This window comes from Curtobacterium sp. BRB10 (genome assembly GCF_031844325.1).
Classification (GTDB): Bacteria; Actinomycetota; Actinomycetes; order Actinomycetales; family Microbacteriaceae; genus Curtobacterium; species Curtobacterium poinsettiae_A.
The window spans coordinates 458373-474109 of record NZ_JAUZVA010000003.1 but is presented as its reverse complement, the minus strand read 5'-3'; the positions used below and the strand labels follow the sequence as shown (position 1 = coordinate 474109).

The window sequence follows — 15737 nt, the reverse complement described above, 5'->3', positions numbered from 1 at the left end:
GGGCCGGCCCCCCCGACTGCACACCACTCTCCACACACGTACAGTCCAGAAAGGACTCCAGTCAATGGCAAACTTCACCGCTGCTGACGTGAAGAAGCTCCGCGAGGACCTCGGCGCCGGCATGATGGACGCGAAGAACGCGCTCGTCGAGGCCGACGGCGACTACGACAAGGCCGTCGAGCTGCTCCGCATCAAGGGTGCGAAGGCCGTCGCCAAGCGCGACGACCGTGCCACCTCTGAAGGCGTCGTCGTCGCGACCTCCGAGAACGGCGCCGCCACGGTCGTCGAGCTCGCGAGCGAGACCGACTTCGTCGCGAAGAACGAGAAGTTCACGACCCTCGCCGACAAGGTGCTGGGCGCGGTCGCCGCTGCCGGTGCCGCCGACGTCGCCGCCGCCAACGCCGCACCGCTGGACGGCAAGACCGTCCTCGAGGTCGTCAACGAGTCGGCTGCTGCGCTGGGCGAGAAGCTCGAGGTCCGCACGGTCCGCCGCGTCGAGGGCTCGGCCTTCGAGATCTACCTGCACAAGACCAGCCAGGACCTGCCGCCGCAGATCGCCGTCGTCATCGCGTACGAGGGTGACAACGCCGCCGAGGCACGTTCGATCGCACAGCACGTCGCGTTCGCGAACCCGACGTACCTGACCCGCGACGAGGTCCCGGCCGAGGCCATCGAGAAGGAGCGTGCGACCGTCGAGGCGATCACGCGCGAAGAGGGCAAGCCCGAGGCTGCGCTCCCGAAGATCGTCGAGGGCCGGGTGAACGCCTACATCAAGCAGGTGTCGCTCCTCGACCAGGACTACGCGAAGGACAACAAGATCTCCGTCGCGAAGGCCGCCGAGAACGCCGGCATCACGATCCAGGGCTTCGCCCGCGTCAAGGTCGGCGCGTAACGAACCCGTGACGGGGTCAGGAACCAACCAGGTTCCTGGCCCCGTTTTTCGCGCGCGCCGGCACGACACGCGCGCGACACATCCGCGAGTACATTTCCACGAGACCACGACGAAGGGTGCGGACCAGATGACCGACGAGAAGACCGGACGACGCCGCGTTCTGCTGAAGCTGTCGGGAGAGGCGTTCGGCGCCGGCTCCCTCGGGGTGAACCCCGACGTGATCGGCACCATCGCCAAGGAGATCGCCGTCGCCGCGCGCGAGGTCGAGATCGCGATCGTCGTCGGCGGTGGCAACTTCTTCCGCGGAGCCGAGCTCTCGCAGCGCGGCATGGACCGCGGGCGCGCCGACTACATGGGCATGCTCGGCACGGTGATGAACGCTCTCGCGCTGCAGGACTTCCTCGAGCAGGCGGGAGCTGCAACCCGGGTGCAGTCCGCCATCGCGATGACCCAGGTCGCCGAGCCGTACATCCCGCGGCGCGCCGAGCGGCACCTCGAGAAGGGCCGGGTCGTCATCTTCGGCGCCGGTGCCGGACTGCCGTACTTCTCCACCGACACGGTGGCGGCGCAGCGTGCGCTCGAGATCAAGGCGGACGAGGTCCTCGTCGCCAAGAACGGCGTCGACGGCGTGTACACCGCCGACCCGAAGAAGGACGCCACCGCTGAGAAGCTGCACCACGTGACCTACCAGGACGCGCTGTTGAAGGGCCTCAAGGTCGTCGACGCCACCGCGTTCTCGCTCTGCATGGACAACGGCATGCCGATGCACGTCTTCGGCATGGAGGGCGACGGCAACGTCCAGGCCGCGATCCGTGGCGAGCGCATCGGCACCGTCGTCAGCAACTGACCCCCGGCGCTGACTAGACTCGACGCCAGTACCGAAGGAGTCACACCGTGATCAGTGATGTCCTGACCGAAGCCACCGAGAAGATGGCGAAGGCCGTGGAGGTCGCCAAGGACGACTTCTCGACCGTCCGTACCGGCCGGATCAACGCCGCGCTCTTCCAGAAGATCCCGGTCGACTACTACGGCACGCCGACGCCGCTCGCGCAGCTCGCGTCCCTGCAGACGCCCGAGGCCCGCACGCTCATCGTCACGCCGTACGACAAGTCGGCGCTCAAGGAGATCGAACGTTCCATCGCGACGTTCCCGAACCTCGGCGCCAGCCCGACGAACGACGGCGACATCGTCCGAGTGACGATCCCGGAGCTCACCAAGGACCGCCGCAAGGAGTTCGTGAAGCTCGTGCGGACGAAGGGCGAGGACCACAAGGTCGTCATCCGGAACATCCGCCGCAAGGCCAAGGACGACCTCGACGCGCTCAAGGGTGAGATCTCCGACGACGAGATCTCGCGTGGCGACAAGGACCTCGAGGCCCTGACGAAGAAGCACGTCGACCAGATCGACGACGCGCTGAAGAAGAAGGAAGCCGAACTCCTCGAGGTCTGATGCGTCGCTCCGACCAGGGCGAGGACCGCCCCACAGCAGAGCACGGGCCCGCGTCGAGCGGGCCCGTGAAGAAGGGGCTCCGTCAAGACTTCGATGCGCGTGCACGAGCGGCGCGCACCGACTTCGAGGCGCAGCTCCGCCAGCGGAAGGCCGACTTCGGCGCGCGCAACGAAGCGCTGACCGCGCGGACCGGGCGCAACCTGCCGGCGGCGATCGGCATCGCGCTCGCGTTCGCGGTCGTGATGCTCGGCACGCTGCTCCTGTTCACGCCCTCCTTCATGGTGGTCGCGGCGTTCCTGCTCGGGGTCGGCGTCTACGAGCTGACGAGTGCGATGCGGTTCGCCGGGCGCGACGTCCCGCGGATCCCCAGCGTCGCCGTGGCGATCGCGATCGTGCCGGCGGCGTTCCTGCTCGGGCAGGTGGCGGCGCTGTTCACCCTGCTCGGCGGCATCGTCCTGATCAGCGCCTGGCGACTGGTCGAGGTCGCCCTCGCGCGGCAGAAGCCCCCGGCCGGCAACGTCGCCCGAGACCTCACGAACGGGCTGTTCGTCCAGGCCTACATCTCACTGCTCGGCGCGTGCGTCGTGCTGCTCTCCGCCCAGCCGGACGGCAACCTCTGGGTGATCGCGTTCATCCTCGTCGTCGTCGCGGTCGACACCGGCGCGTACGCCACCGGGCTGAACCTCGGCAAGCACCCGATGGCTCCGCGCATCAGTCCCAAGAAGACGTGGGAGGGCTTCGCCGGGTCCGTGGCGGCGAGCATCGTCGTCGGCATCCTGGTGGCCGTGTTCATGCTCGGGCTGCCCTGGTGGACCGGTGTCCTGCTCGGTGTGCTCATCTCCGGTTCGGCCACGCTCGGCGACCTGACCGAGTCGATGATCAAGCGTGACCTCGGCATCAAGGACATCTCGTCGTTCCTGCCCGGACACGGTGGCCTGCTCGACCGCATCGACAGCATCCTGCCGTCCGCCGCGGTCGCCTACGTGCTGTACCTGATCGTCAACCACTGACCGCGCCCGTCCCGGGCTGAACGCCCCACTCAGCGCGTCCAGGTTGTGCCATGGCGGGGGACTGGCAGAATGACGCCGTGGCCACCACCTTCCCGACCGCAGCCCGTTCCGCCCTCGGTTACGACGTCGACGAAGTCGAGCGTTTCCTCGAGGACGCCCGGCGCGCGTACTCCGCCGACGACAGCGCCCCCGGCATCGAAGCCGCGAAGATCCGCGCCACGGCGTTCTCGATGCGCAAGGGCGGGTACTCCACGTCGCACGTCGACGCCGCACTCGAGCGACTCGAGGACGCCTTCGCGGCCCGCGAGCGCGAGCGGGAGATGAGCGAGGTGGGCAAGAAGGCCTGGTACGCCGAGGCGCGGACGAAGGCCTCCGACGTCGTGGCGCGGCTCGAACGGCCCGACGGGCAACGGTTCAGCCGGGTCAGCGTGCTCGGCACCGGGTACCACCCGAAGGACGTCGACGCGTTCGCTGCCCGGCTGGCCGGGTACTTCCGCGAGGGCAAGCCGCTCAGCCTCACCGAGGTCCGCTCGATCGTCTTCCGCCCGAAGCACGGCGGGTACCGCGAGGCGCAGGTCGATGCGCTGCTCGACGCCGTCGTCGAAGTGATGCTCGCTGTCCGGTGACGACGCGCTATCCCCAGGTGCTTCGCTTTCCGTGATCGTTCCGTTACCCTGGTCCTACTCATGGGCAGGCACACGGCAGACTCAAGCTCCGACCGCGATACCCGCGAGCACCTCAGCCTCCAGGCTTCCGGTGAGCGCCGCGCGGCAATGCAGCGAACCCGCACGACGGAGACGTCGGCGTTCGGGGTGACCCCGCAGGCAGCGCCCGCGGCGACGGGTCCGGTCGCCATGCCGAAGTCGGTGGCGGCGAACCGCGTCTCCGACGAGCGTGTGGCCTCCTTCGCCCACGATGCCCTGAACGACGCCGACCAGCGTCCCGCGAAGCAGCGCACCGCGACGGTGCAGCGCCGCGCGACGCCGAAGCTCGGCAAGCCCGCCGCTTCGTCGGTGAACGCTGCGACCCGCAAGCGCGCGGTCGCGCCGATGATGTCTTTCGTCGGCGTGTTCCTCTTCGTCGGCGGCTCGCTGTTCAACCCGCTGCAGGCGGACGTGGCACAGGCCGCAGTCGACACCCCGGTGCTCGTGAAGACGCCGCCGGCGCCGCAGCAGTACACCGCGCACGGCACCTACGCCGTGGCCGCCGCCGACCGTGACGGCTACGACGTCACCGTCCCGGCCCCGAAGGTCGTCAAGCCCGTCGTCGAAGAGGCCGACACCGACGCCGAGACCACCGACGACAGCGCGGACGCTGCGGCCACCGAGACCCAGCCGGTCTCCGCCGCCAACACGCTCGCCGCGACCGCCGCGACGCCCGACCCGGGCAGCGCGCAGGCCATCGCCCTGCAGCAGGTCACGGCTCGTGGCTGGGGCACCGATCAGTACAACTGCCTGGTCTCGCTGTGGAACAAGGAGTCCGGCTGGCGGGTGAACGCCTACAACCCCAGCGGTGCGTACGGCATCCCGCAGGCCCTCCCCGGCAGCAAGATGGCCACGGCCGGCGCCGACTGGCAGACCAACCCGGCCACGCAGATCACCTGGGGTCTCAACTACATCGCCGGCGTCTACGGCACCCCCTGCGGTGCCTGGGGGCACAGCCAGGCCAACAACTGGTACTGATCGGCTGCTCGGGTGCCGCGCAGCAACCGACCGCGGCGTCCCCGTGGTCGCGACGTCGAGCCTGACGAGGAGACCACCCTCGATCGGCTGATGAGCTCGTGGAAGCGCACCGAGGTCCGCCACGGTCGCGAGTACCAGGTGCAGCCGATCTCGGCCGCGTCGGCGCAGAAGGAGTACATCTGCCCGGGGTGCGGCGGAACCGTCCTGCCCGGCACCGCCCACGTGGTGGTCTGGCGTGCGGACGGCGTGCTCGGTGACGCTGCCGACCTGGCGTCGCGCCGGCACTGGCACAACCACTGCTGGAGCATCGCATGACCGAGCGTGACGTGACGCACGACACCGAGATCCGATCGGCCACCGAGCTACCGGCCCGTCGCACCGAGGTCGAGCTCGTCACGGACGACCACCTGACGCTCGTCGGTGAGCTCGCCGAGCCTGCCGACACCCCGGCTCGCGGGGCCATCGTCACGCTCCACCCGCTGCCGACCGCGCACGGGTTCATGGACTCGCACGTGCTCAAGAAGGCCGCCGCACGGTTGCCCGCCCTCGCCGACATCGCGGTGCTGCGCTTCAACTTCCGGTCCGTCACGTCGCCCCGGGGCACGTCCGAGGGTGCCTTCGGCGAGGGCGTGTCCGAGGGCTTCGACCTGCGCGCGGCCGTCGCCGAGGTCGCCGACCGCGGCCTGCCGACGCCGTGGCTGGTGGGGTGGTCCTTCGGCACCGAGGTGATCCTCAAGCACGCGCTCGAACACGTCGAGGCCGGCACGGTCGCCGGCGTCGTCCTGCTGTCGCCACCGCTGCACCGCACCTCGGACGAGGAGCTCGCCCGCTGGGCTGCCGTCGGTGTCCCGGTCGTGGCGCTCGTCCCGGAACACGACGACTTCCTGCAGCCCGAAGCCGCGGCGGCACGGTTCGCGCTCGCCCCGAACGTCCGGGTCGTGCCCGTGGCCGGCGCGAAGCACCTGTGGGTGGGAGAGCGGTACGTGCGGATCGTCCTCGACGCGATTGCCGACCTCGTCGTGCCGGGCAGCGCCCCGCTGCCGACCAACTGGCCCGTCTGACCACGTCCGCACGAAGCCCTGCAGCCCGCCACCTGCACCAGGTGGGACGGCCTGGAGGCGCGGGTCACGCCTCCAGGCCGTGGACCGTCAGCGGTCGGTCGCGTCCACGTCGTCGTCAGCGTCCGCAGCGGACGCTGCGGCGGGTGCCGTGCCGAGCAGGCCCGTGGCGTTCGTGAGGACCCCGCGGAGGTTCTCGAGGTAGCCCGCGACGGCTTCGCGTTCGGTGCGGATCGCCGCCAGGCGGTCCTCGGCCTCGGCGATGACGCCGGCGGTGCGCTCCTCGGCGTCGGCGACCATCCGGTGCACGCGGTCCTGCGCGTCGGCGATGATGGTGCGGGCGTGCTCCTGGGCCTCGGCTGTGCTGGTGCGCTCGAGGTCGTCGGCCTCCTGCTGCAGGCGTTCGGCGCGCTCGCGGGCCTCGGTCGCGCGGCGGGTGGCCTCGGCGAGCTGCAGGTTGGCCTCGTCCAGGTACTTCTGCGTCTCGGTCACGGTCTCGTGGTGCTTCCGCAGGTAGTCCTGCTCGGCGTCGTCGCGGCGGGACGCGAGTTCCGACTCGAGCGTCGTGCGCGCTTCGTCGCGCTCCCGGGCGATCTCGGCGCGCACCTCGTCACGCTCCTTGACCAGGGCGGCGCGGGCCGTGTCGATCTCCTGCCGCAGGGCGGTGCGCTCGGCCTCGAGCACCCCCAGCTCGGCAGTGCGACGGTCGGCGATCTCGGTGTCGACCTCGGCGTGCTCACGCTCGCGTCGGGCGGCGATGGCGTTCTCGTGCTCCCGGACCGCACGCTCGGCTGCAGCGTCGGCCTCGGCGCGCTCCTGCGCGATCCGGGCGTCGTGCTCCTCGAGCTCACGGGCGATCCGGTCGGCGGTCTCCTGCACCAGGCGCGCGTTCTCGACCCGGGTCTGCTCCTCGTCGACACGGAGCTGGGCGTGGGCCGCCTCGATCTCCTGCTCGAGCGCGGTGCGGGCTGCAGCCAGTTCGCGGTCCCACTGGGCGCGGGCGGCGGCGAGTTCCTCGTCGAGCTCGCGGCGGCGGTCCGCGACCTCCGTGTCGAGCTCGGCGCGACGGCGGGTGACCTTGGACTCGAGTTCGGCGCGACCGGTCTCGAGTGCCAGGGCGTGTGCCTGCTGCTCCTCGTCACGCTCACGGTGCCAGGCGGCACGGCCCTCGGTGACCTCGCGCTCGAGGGCCTCGCGCCGGGTCGTCTCCTCGCGGTCGAGGTCCTCGGTGCGGCGGGTGTGGTCGGCCTCGAAGACGGAACGGCGGTGCTCGGTCTCGCGGTCGAGCTCGGCCGCGGCGGTGCGGGCGTCGGCGGACTCGCGCTGGGCGATCTCGCGGAGCTCGGCGACCTCGTGCTCGACCTGCGCGCGCAGTGCGTTCGTCTCGCGGATGGCGACGGAACGGACCTCGGCGGCCTCGGTCACGGCGGCCCCGCGGATCGAGGCGGCTTCGTTGCGGGCGTCCTGCGTGAGCAGACCGGCCTCGGCGCGGGCACGTTCGACGGTGTCGGCTGCCTCGGCGCGGGCGCGGGTCAGTTCGTTGGTGGCGCGGGTGCGGGCGTCCTCGAGGGTGTCGCGCGCTTCCTCCTGGGCCTCGCGGACGGTGCGCTCGGCTTCGGCGCGGCTCGAGGCTCGGAGCCGCTGGGCGTCGATGTCCGCCTGGCTGATGAGCCGGGTCGACTGCTCCTCGGCCACACGCAGGGTGGACTCGAGGCGGGTGCCCAGTCCGCTGTACGTGGGCGTGCCGGCCTCGTCGAGCTCGCCCTGCAGTTCGGAGACCCGGGCCTGCAGGAGACGGATCTCCTTCGCGGCGTCGGCGCGGTCGTTGTTCGACTTGATGAGCTCGCGGCGCAGGTCGTTCAGCGAACGCTCCACCTCGTCGCGGCGGTACCCCCGCAGCTCGGTCCCGAACTCGGCCTCGTCGTTCGCCACGTGTCGCTCCTGGGTGCTCGGCGGAGGGCTTGGATCGGCCCGCGGTCGATTGTAGTGGCGGCCGGAGCGGGTCGTCTGAGTCCGGCGACAGCGCGGATTGATGCGCTGTCCAGCGTTGCTCGCTATCCTGAATCGCTGATTCGCGCGCCGACATCCCCACCCCGGCGCGGTAGGGAGAGAGTTCGTGCGATTCGTCCTGGCGATCGTCAGTTTCGTCATCGGTCTGCTGCTCGTGGCGCTGGCGGTGGGACAGCGGACCGTGTTCGCGCCGCCGTCCTCGCTCGTGGCCGAGAGCTCGACGACCAGTTCCGCCCCGGTGACCGTGATCCCGGGGACGACGCTCAACGCCAACCCCGGCTACCAGCGCATCAACGTGTCCGGCTCCGGCAAGGTCTTCGCGGCCTACGGCAAGACCGCCGACGTGGATGCCTGGATCGGTGACGCCGAGCACACCACGCTCCGCTTCGACGCCGAGAAGGGCGCGCTGGTCGGGTCGACCTCGGGCAGCGAGACCAGCGTCCCCTCGCCGAAGGGCAGCGACCTCTGGTACCAGGAGTACGACGGTGCCGGACAGTTCACGGTCCGCCTGCCGCAGGACGTCTCGGTCCTCGTCGTGAGCGACGGCGAGGCCGCAGCGCCGAGCGACGTGTCCGTCACCTGGCCGCAGGACACCGCGACGCCGGCGGTCGGTCCGCTGCTCGTGGCCGGCGGCGTGTTCGTCCTCGGAGGTCTCGTGCTGCTCGTCCTCGCCTTCCTGCACCAGCGCCGTGGCCGCGGTCCCCGCCGTCGCAGTGGTGGCAGCCGCCCGCCGCGGGTGCGTGCGTCCCGTCGAGCAGCCGCCGCCGGAGCCCAGGTGCCGCGCCGCGGTCGTCGCGGCACGCGTGCGCTCGTCGGCGTCCCGGTGCTGCTCGTCGGCGCCCTGACCCTGGCCGGCTGTTCCTCGGACTACTGGCCGCAGGGTGGCGACCCGTCGCTCGCCACGCCGACCCCGACGGCCACCGCCACGGGGGCTGCTGAGACCACGGAGCCGACGGCTGCGACCAAGCAGCAGATCACCCGCATCGTGCAGCGCACCGCCGCCGTCGCCGAGCAGGCCGACGGGGCCCGCGACCGCGACCTGGTCCGGACCCGGTTCTCCGGAGCGGCGCTCGATCTCCGTCTGGCGAACTACTCGATCCGCGGCAAGGACTCGGACGTCAAGGCACCGCCGGCGATCTCGGCCGCGCAGGTGTGCGTCGCGCTGCCGCAGCAGACCGACACCTGGCCGCGCACGGTCTTCACGATCGTCGCCGAGGACTGTGACGCCAAGTCCGCACCGCAGGCCCTGACCCTGGTGCAGGACACTGCCCGCGATCCGTACAAGGTGGCGTACGACGTCTCGCTCGAGGCCGACGCGAAGATCCCGAGCCTCGCCCCGACGACGATCGGTGCAGCACTGCTCGCGCCGGAGTCGAAGCTCCTGACGATCCAGCCCGACCAGGTCGCGACCGCCTACGGCGACATCCTGTCGAAGGACACCGCCAGTGAGTACGCCGACCTGTTCGCGACCGAGGGCGACGCGCTCCGCACCACCATCGGCAAGGCGTACAAGGACAAGAAGGCCAAGGCCCTGCCGGACACGGCGAAGATCGAGTACTCGTCCGAGGCACCCGCCGACTCCGCCGTCGCCATCGCGACGGACGACGCCGGCGCCCTGGTCTCCGCCGACCTGGACGAGATCGAGAAGGTGACCCCGACCGCGTCGGGTGCCGAGGTGAACACCGAGGGTGCCGTCAAGGCACTGTCCGGCGTGGACACGAGCAAGAAGGGCATCAGCGCGACCTACAGCGTCCAGTTGCTCTTCTACGTGCCGCCGGTCGCCTCGGATGGCAAAGTGGTCCTGCTCGGGTTCACACAGGGCCTGACCGCAGCAAGTGAGGTGCAATGAGCAACATCCCCCCGACCCCGTCCGGGCTCCGCGGAGCCGTGGACCTGTCGTCGCTCGTCGACCGCGCACAGCGGCCGCCCCAGCCGTCCGGTGCTCCGGCCCCGGCGGGTTCCGCCAGCGGAGCCGCTCCCGGCACGGAAGCCGGCACCGTGAACGGTGCCGACCTGACCGTCCCGTCGCTCGTGATCGACGTCACCGACGCGACGTTCCAGGATGTCCTGGAGCTGTCGAACGTCGTCCCGGTCATCGTGGACATCTGGGCCGAGTGGTGCGGGCCGTGCAAGCAGCTCTCGCCGATCCTCGAGCAGCTCACCGCGGAGTACGACGGCCGCGTGGTGCTCGCCAAGGTGGACGCCGACACGAACCCGCAGCTCGTGCAGGCGTTCCAGGCGCAGTCGATCCCGACCGTGGCCGCCGTGATCGGCGGACGCCCGCTCGGGCTCTTCGTCGGGGCACTGCCCGAGGCGCAGGTCCGTGACGTCTACGAGCAGGTGCTCCAGGCCGCCGAGCAGAACGGCGTGGCCGGTCGCGTGACCGTCGACGGCGCAGTCGCATCCGCTGACGCCGAGCAGGGCGAGCCGGAGCCGGAGCCGCTCCCGCCGCACCACCAGGCCGCGTACGACGCGATCGAGCGGGGCGACTACGCCACCGCGATCGAGGAGTACAAGACCGCCATCCTGCAGGACCCGCACGACCAGATGGCCGTGGCCGGGCTCGCGCAGGTGTCACTGCTCGACCGGCTCAACGGTCGGACGGCCGACGAGATCCGGGCGGCAGCAGCCGCCGGCCCGCAGGACGTCCAGGCACAGCTGGCGGTCGCCGACCTCGACATCTCGGGCGGGCACGTCGACGACGCCTTCGGGCGGCTGCTCGACCTCGTACCGACGGTGTTCGGGGACGACCGTGAGGCCCTGCGTGTCCGGCTCGTCGAGTACTTCGAGCTCATCGGCAGCGAGGACCCGCGCGTCGTCGCGGCGCGTCGCCGTCTGGCGAACGCCCTGTACTGACCCCACGAGGCAGACGGGAGGCCCGGTGCCAGCTGGCACCGGGCCTCCCGTCTGTTCATCGGTCGCGTCGAGGACGCTGGCCGGGCTACTGGTCCAGCTTCAGCCAGACGGCGCCGAGCGGCGGCACCACGAGGTGCGCCGAGGCCGGGCGGCCCGCCCACGGGGTGTCCTCCGCCGTGACGACGCCGAGGTTGCCGACTCCGGACCCGCCGTACTCGGCAGCGTCGGTGTTGAGCACCTCGTGCCAATCACCGGCGGTCGGTAGCCCGAAGCGACGCTCCACCGGCACGCCGGAGAAGTTCACGAACACCGCGACCCGATCGTCGCCGTCCTTCCGCAGGAACCCGAGCGTCGAGTGCGGTGCGTCGCCGCCCTCGAGCCACTCGAAGCCGTCGGCTGTCGAGTCGTGCGTCCAGAGCGCAGGGGAGTCCTTGTACACGCGGTTGAGCTCCGCGACGAGGTCCTGCACACCTCGGTGGCCGGGCTGGTCGAGGAGCCACCAGTCGAGGCCCTTTGCCTCGGACCACTCGGCGGGCTGCGCGAACTCCTGGCCCATGAAGAGCAGCTGCTTGCCGGGGTGCGCCCACATGAACGCCAGGTACGCACGAACGTTGGCGAGCTTCTGCCACTCGTCGCCGGGCATCTTGCCGTACAGGGAGCCCTTGCCGTGCACGACCTCGTCGTGGCTGATCGGCAGCGTGAACTGCTCGCTGAACGCGTAGACGAACGAGAACGTGATCTCGTCGTGGTGGTAACTGCGGTACGCGGGGTCGCGCTGCACGTACTCGAGCGAGTCGTGCATCCACCCCATGTTCCACTTCTGCCCGAAGCCGAGCCCACCGGCGCTCGTCGGCTGGGTCACGCCCGGCCACGAGGTGCTCTCCTCCGCGATCATCACGATGCCGGGGTAGCGCTTGTACGCCGTCGCGTTCGTCTCCTGCAGGAACGAGATCGCGTCGAGGTTCTCGCGGCCACCGTGGACGTTCGGCAGCCAGTCGGTGCGGGAGTAGTCGAGGTACAGCATCGAGGCCACCGCGTCGACCCGCAGGCCGTCGATGTGGAACTCCTCGAGCCAGTACAGCGCGTTCGCGACCAGGAAGTTGCGCACCTGCGGCTGCCCGAAGTCGAACACGTACGTGCCCCAGTCGAGCTGCTCGCCGCGGCGGGGGTCCGGGTGCTCGAACAGTGCGTAGCCGTCGAAGCGACCGAGCGCCCACTCGTCCTTCGGGAAGTGCCCGGGGACCCAGTCCATGATCACGCCGATGCCCGCGGAGTGCAGGCGGTCGATCAGGTAGCGCAGGTCGTCGGGCGAACCGAAACGTGCTGTCGGTGCGTAGTACCCGGTGACCTGGTAGCCCCACGAGCCGCCGAAGGGGTGCTCGGCGAGCGGCAGGAACTCCACGTGGGTGAAGCCGGTGTACTCCACGTGCCCGATGAGCTGGTCGGCGACCTCGCGGTACGACAGACCGGGGCGCCAGGAGCCGAGGTGCACCTCGTAGACGCTCATCGGGGCGTCGTGCGTGGTGGTCTGCGCGCGGCGCTCCATCCACGCGGCGTCACCCTCGGACCACGCGTACGTGGACTCGGTGATGACGGAGGCGGTCGCCGGCGCGATCTCGGCCTCGCGGGCGAACGGGTCGGCCCGCTCCACCCAACCGGAGTCGGTGAGGATCTGGAACTTGTAGCGCTGCCCGACGACCGCGCCGGGCCAGAACAGCTCCCAGACGCCGAGGTCGCTCAGACGGCGCATCGCGGTGGTGCGGCCTTCCCAGCCCTCGAAGTCGCCGATCACGCGGACGGCGGTCGCCCGGGGCGCCCAGACGGCGAACGCGACACCGTCGACGCCGTCGACCGTGCGGGCGTGTGCGCCGAGGTGGTGCCAGAGCTGCTCGTCACGGCCCTCGCCGAACAGGTGCAGGTCGAGCTCGCCGAGCGTCGGGGCGAACCGGTACGCGTCGTCGGTGGTCCAGGTGGCGTCGTCCTCGTCCGTGGACTCGTCGGAGTCGTACTCCGACTCGACGCGGTAGCGACCGAGCGGATCGGCGGTGGCGCCGGCCCAGAGCCCGTCGCCCTCGTGCGTGAGCTCGATGTCGTCGCCGTCGGGGCGCACGAGGCGCACCGCGCGGGCCAGGTGCCGGACGACGCGGACACTGGTGCCGCCGTCGACCGGGTGCGGGCCGAGCACGTCGTGCGGCTGGGACCAGCGGCCCTCGGCCACCTGCAGACGCAGCCAGTCCTCGATCGGAGCCGGACGCGGATCCGTGGCCGTACCGGCAGGGGCAGGGGCAGGGGCAGCAGCTGAGGCGTCAGCCGGAGTCGATGCCGACACCTCAGCCGGAGCCGGCGCCGGAGCAGCGGCGCTCGGGGCGGCCGGAGCGTCGACGGAGGCAGGCCGGACCACGGGTGCAGCGCCTCCGGTCGGGGCCGTCGGGGCCTCCGACGGTGCCGCGGCTGCGACGGACGGCTGCCGCGGGTGCGTCGGGTCGACAGGGTGCCCGGCGAGCGTGGCGGACTCCGCCACGCCGCGGTCGGGCGCCTCGCGCTGCGCCGGCGGAGCGCCGGGCAGGTCCTCGTCCGGCGCGGACACCTTCGGCTCGTACCGCGGCACGGCCGGCGGCGGAGGCGGTACGGGCGGGACGGCCGGTCCGCGCTTCGTGGGGTCGGTCGGTTCGGGGGTCATCGGTGGGGTCCTTCCACGACGAGCAGGTGCACGGGCTCCTGGAACGCATCCAGGCGGACGTAGTTCGACGCGCCCCAGGTCCAGCGCTGACCGGTCACGACGTCGCGGACGTCGAACAGGCCCTCGGTCGGCAGACCGAGTGCAGCGAGGTCCAGGTGCACGGTGGTCTCACGGGCGGAGTGCGGGTCGACGTTGGCGACCACGATCACGGTGTCGGGGCGTCCTGACCGGATGTACTCGCCCGACAGGTGCTTCGAGTAGACGACGATCGCCGGGTCCTCGGCGGCGTGCACGTGCAGGTTCCGCAGCTGTCGCAGCGCGGGGTGCGCCGCTCGGAGGCGGTTGAGCATCGTCACGTACGGCGCGAGCGACGCACCCTCTGCCTCGGCCAGGGCGAAGTCACGCGGCTTGTACTCGTACTTCTCGTTGTCGATGTTCTCTTCCGAGCCCGGACGGGCGACGTCCTCGAAGAGCTCGTACCCGGCGTACATGCCCCACGTCGGCGCACCGGTGGCGGCGAGCGCCGCGCGCACCTTGTAGCCGGCACGGCCGCCGAACTGCAGGTACTCGGTGAGGATGTCGGGGGTGTTCACGAAGAGGTTCGGGCGCAGGTAGTCGCTCGTCTCGTGGGAGAGCTCCGTGAGGTAGTCCTCGATCTCGTCCTTCGTGTTGCGCCAGGTGAAGTACGAGTACGACTGCTGGAACCCGGCTTCGGCGAGCGCGCGCATCATCGCCGGGCGGGTGAACGCCTCGGCGAGGAACACGGTGTCGGGGTGTTCGTCGCGGATCTCGCGGATGACGCGTTCCCAGAACCAGAGCGGCTTGGTGTGCGGGTTGTCGACGCGGAAGATCCGGATGCCGAAGTCGATCCAGTGGCGCAGGACACGCTCGACCTCGGTGACCAGACCCTCGGGGTCGGTGTCGAACTGGATCGGGTAGATGTCCTGGTACCGCTTCGGGGGGTTCTCGGCGGTCGCGATGGAGCCGTCGGCACGCTGCGTGAACCACTCCGGGTGCTGGGTGACCCAGGGGTGGTCGGGGGAGCACTGCAGCGCGAAGTCCAGCGCGACCTCCATGCCGGTGTTCTTCGCCGTCTCGACGAAGTCGCGGAAGTCGTCCTCGGTGCCGAGGTCGGGGTGGATCGCGTCGTGCCCGCCGTCGGGGGAGCCGATCGCCCAGGGGCTGCCGGGGTCGTGCGGCCCGGGCGTGAGCGTGTTGTTCGGCCCCTTGCGGGCGGTGGTGCCGATGGGGTGGATCGGCGGCAGGTAGATGACGTCGAAGCCCATCCGGGCGACGGCGGGCAGACGGCGGGCCGCGGTGCGGAAGTCGCCGCTCTTCCAGGAGCCGTCGGGGTTCTTCTTCGCACCTTCTGAGCGGGGGAAGAACTCGTACCAGGCACCGACGCCGGCGCGGGTGCGTTCGACGTCGAGCAGCTGGGTGGCGGAGTGGGTCCGGAGCGAGGTGAGCGGGGCTTCCTCGACCTCGGCGACGATGCGTGGGTCGTCGACGGCGGCCAGGCGTTCGGCCGGGTCGAGGTCGGTGTCCCGGACGCGTGCGGCGGCACGGGTGGCGGCGGGGGAGTCGGTCTCCTCGGCCAGCCGGTCGAGCAGCACGGCGCCGTCGAGCAGCGTCGCCTCGGTGTCGACGCCGGCCGCGATCTTCAGGCGTGCACCGTGCAGCCAGCTCGCCCAGTCGTCGGAGTACGACTCGACGTGCCACGTCCAGACGCCGACGTGGTCGACCTGCACCGTGGCTTCGTAGCGGTCGGTGCCGGGGGCGCCGAGGGTCATGGGGACGGTGCGGGTTCCACCGTCTGGGCGTTCGAGGACGAGGTCGGCGCCGATGATGCCGTGTCCTTCTCGGAAGACGGTTGCACCGAACGTGATCACCTCGCCGTCGAATGCCTTGCCGGGGAAGCCGTTCGGCGTCCTCGGGGCGAGCTCGGTGATCGGGATGCGCCCGATCTTCGGGCGGCGGGGTCGGTCTGCGGTGGCCACGGAAGCGACGCTACCCGGCGAGCGGCTCCGCGTTCCCCGGAATCGGCCCGCTGTGGCGGGCCGGGCGCGCCGTGGACCCTGTTGAGGACCGGACGGGAGGCCC

At 71.0% G+C, this 15737-nt stretch carries 13 protein-coding genes; 10 read left to right on the top strand and 3 right to left on the bottom strand.

The window, feature by feature from the left end; all coding sequences use genetic code 11:
- The first annotated feature begins 64 nt into the window (after positions 1-64).
- The 8 genes from tsf to Q9R26_RS09030 all read left to right on the top strand — a co-directional run bounded on the left by tsf (position 65) and on the right by Q9R26_RS09030 (position 6094).
- Positions 65-892 carry a translation elongation factor Ts gene (gene tsf, locus Q9R26_RS09065; protein WP_027465873.1) on the top strand — a complete coding sequence of 276 codons (828 nt, stop codon included), beginning with the start codon at positions 65-67 and terminating at the stop codon, positions 890-892.
- A 127-nt stretch (positions 893-1019) separates the two neighbouring features.
- The gene (pyrH, locus tag Q9R26_RS09060; protein WP_071406376.1) at positions 1020-1739 is read left to right on the top strand and encodes a UMP kinase; all 720 of its coding nucleotides are present in this window, start codon (positions 1020-1022) and stop codon (positions 1737-1739) included.
- 47 nt (positions 1740-1786) lie between these two features.
- Positions 1787-2341, top strand: coding sequence for a ribosome recycling factor (frr, locus tag Q9R26_RS09055; RefSeq protein ID WP_182065613.1), 555 nt, complete (start codon positions 1787-1789; stop codon positions 2339-2341).
- Complete coding sequence (locus Q9R26_RS09050) at positions 2341-3351, top strand: phosphatidate cytidylyltransferase (RefSeq protein WP_259578144.1); 1011 nt, start codon at positions 2341-2343, stop codon at positions 3349-3351. The genes frr and Q9R26_RS09050 overlap by 1 nt, the downstream gene beginning before the upstream one ends.
- Positions 3352-3428: 77 nt before the next feature.
- A complete protein-coding gene (locus tag Q9R26_RS09045) occupies positions 3429-3977 on the top strand; it encodes a DivIVA domain-containing protein (RefSeq protein ID WP_071406375.1) in 549 nt (182 codons plus the stop codon).
- Between the two features lie 147 nt (positions 3978-4124).
- Positions 4125-5033: a transglycosylase SLT domain-containing protein gene (locus Q9R26_RS09040; protein ID WP_311227084.1), complete on the top strand. Its 909-nt coding sequence runs from the start codon at positions 4125-4127 to the stop codon at positions 5031-5033.
- A gap of 12 nt (positions 5034-5045) precedes the next feature.
- Positions 5046-5348, top strand: a complete 303-nt coding sequence (locus tag Q9R26_RS09035) for a hypothetical protein (RefSeq protein WP_111103455.1) — start codon at positions 5046-5048, stop codon at positions 5346-5348.
- Positions 5345-6094: an alpha/beta family hydrolase gene (locus tag Q9R26_RS09030; RefSeq protein ID WP_311227083.1), complete on the top strand. Its 750-nt coding sequence runs from the start codon at positions 5345-5347 to the stop codon at positions 6092-6094. Before Q9R26_RS09035 ends, Q9R26_RS09030 begins: the two co-directional genes overlap by 4 nt.
- Before the next feature lie 87 nt (positions 6095-6181).
- Here the strand turns inward: Q9R26_RS09030 and Q9R26_RS09025 are convergent, their stop codons facing one another.
- Positions 6182-8023: a hypothetical protein gene (locus Q9R26_RS09025; protein WP_311227082.1), complete on the bottom strand. Its 1842-nt coding sequence runs from the start codon at positions 8021-8023 to the stop codon at positions 6182-6184.
- A 184-nt stretch (positions 8024-8207) separates the two neighbouring features.
- On the opposite strand from Q9R26_RS09025, the gene Q9R26_RS09020 reads away from it, so the two are divergent.
- Positions 8208-9950, top strand: a complete 1743-nt coding sequence (locus Q9R26_RS09020) for a hypothetical protein (RefSeq protein WP_311227081.1) — start codon at positions 8208-8210, stop codon at positions 9948-9950.
- Complete coding sequence (locus tag Q9R26_RS09015; protein ID WP_311227080.1) at positions 9947-10957, top strand: tetratricopeptide repeat protein; 1011 nt, start codon at positions 9947-9949, stop codon at positions 10955-10957. The genes Q9R26_RS09020 and Q9R26_RS09015 overlap by 4 nt, the downstream gene beginning before the upstream one ends.
- 85 nt (positions 10958-11042) lie before the next feature.
- On the opposite strand, the gene glgB is transcribed toward Q9R26_RS09015, so the two are convergent.
- Together glgB and Q9R26_RS09005 are read right to left on the bottom strand one after the other, a co-directional pair.
- The gene (gene glgB / locus Q9R26_RS09010; protein WP_311227079.1) at positions 11043-13637 is read right to left on the bottom strand and encodes a 1,4-alpha-glucan branching protein GlgB; all 2595 of its coding nucleotides are present in this window, start codon (positions 13635-13637) and stop codon (positions 11043-11045) included.
- The gene (locus tag Q9R26_RS09005) at positions 13634-15634 is read right to left on the bottom strand and encodes an alpha-1,4-glucan--maltose-1-phosphate maltosyltransferase (protein WP_311227078.1); all 2001 of its coding nucleotides are present in this window, start codon (positions 15632-15634) and stop codon (positions 13634-13636) included. Before Q9R26_RS09005 ends, glgB begins: the two co-directional genes overlap by 4 nt.
- Between the last annotated feature and the right edge of the window lie 103 nt (positions 15635-15737).

Coding starts and splice junctions, on each gene's coding strand:
- tsf (WP_027465873.1), top strand. CDS start 65: ATGGCAAACTTCACCGCTGCTGACGTGAAGAAGCTCCGCGAGGACCTC.
- pyrH (WP_071406376.1), top strand. CDS start 1,020: ATGACCGACGAGAAGACCGGACGACGCCGCGTTCTGCTGAAGCTGTCG.
- Q9R26_RS09050 (WP_259578144.1), top strand. CDS start 2,341: ATGCGTCGCTCCGACCAGGGCGAGGACCGCCCCACAGCAGAGCACGGG.
- Q9R26_RS09040 (WP_311227084.1), top strand. CDS start 4,125: ATGCAGCGAACCCGCACGACGGAGACGTCGGCGTTCGGGGTGACCCCG.
- Q9R26_RS09030 (WP_311227083.1), top strand. CDS start 5,345: ATGACCGAGCGTGACGTGACGCACGACACCGAGATCCGATCGGCCACC.
- Q9R26_RS09015 (WP_311227080.1), top strand. CDS start 9,947: ATGAGCAACATCCCCCCGACCCCGTCCGGGCTCCGCGGAGCCGTGGAC.
- glgB (WP_311227079.1), bottom strand. CDS start 13,637: ATGACCCCCGAACCGACCGACCCCACGAAGCGCGGACCGGCCGTCCCG.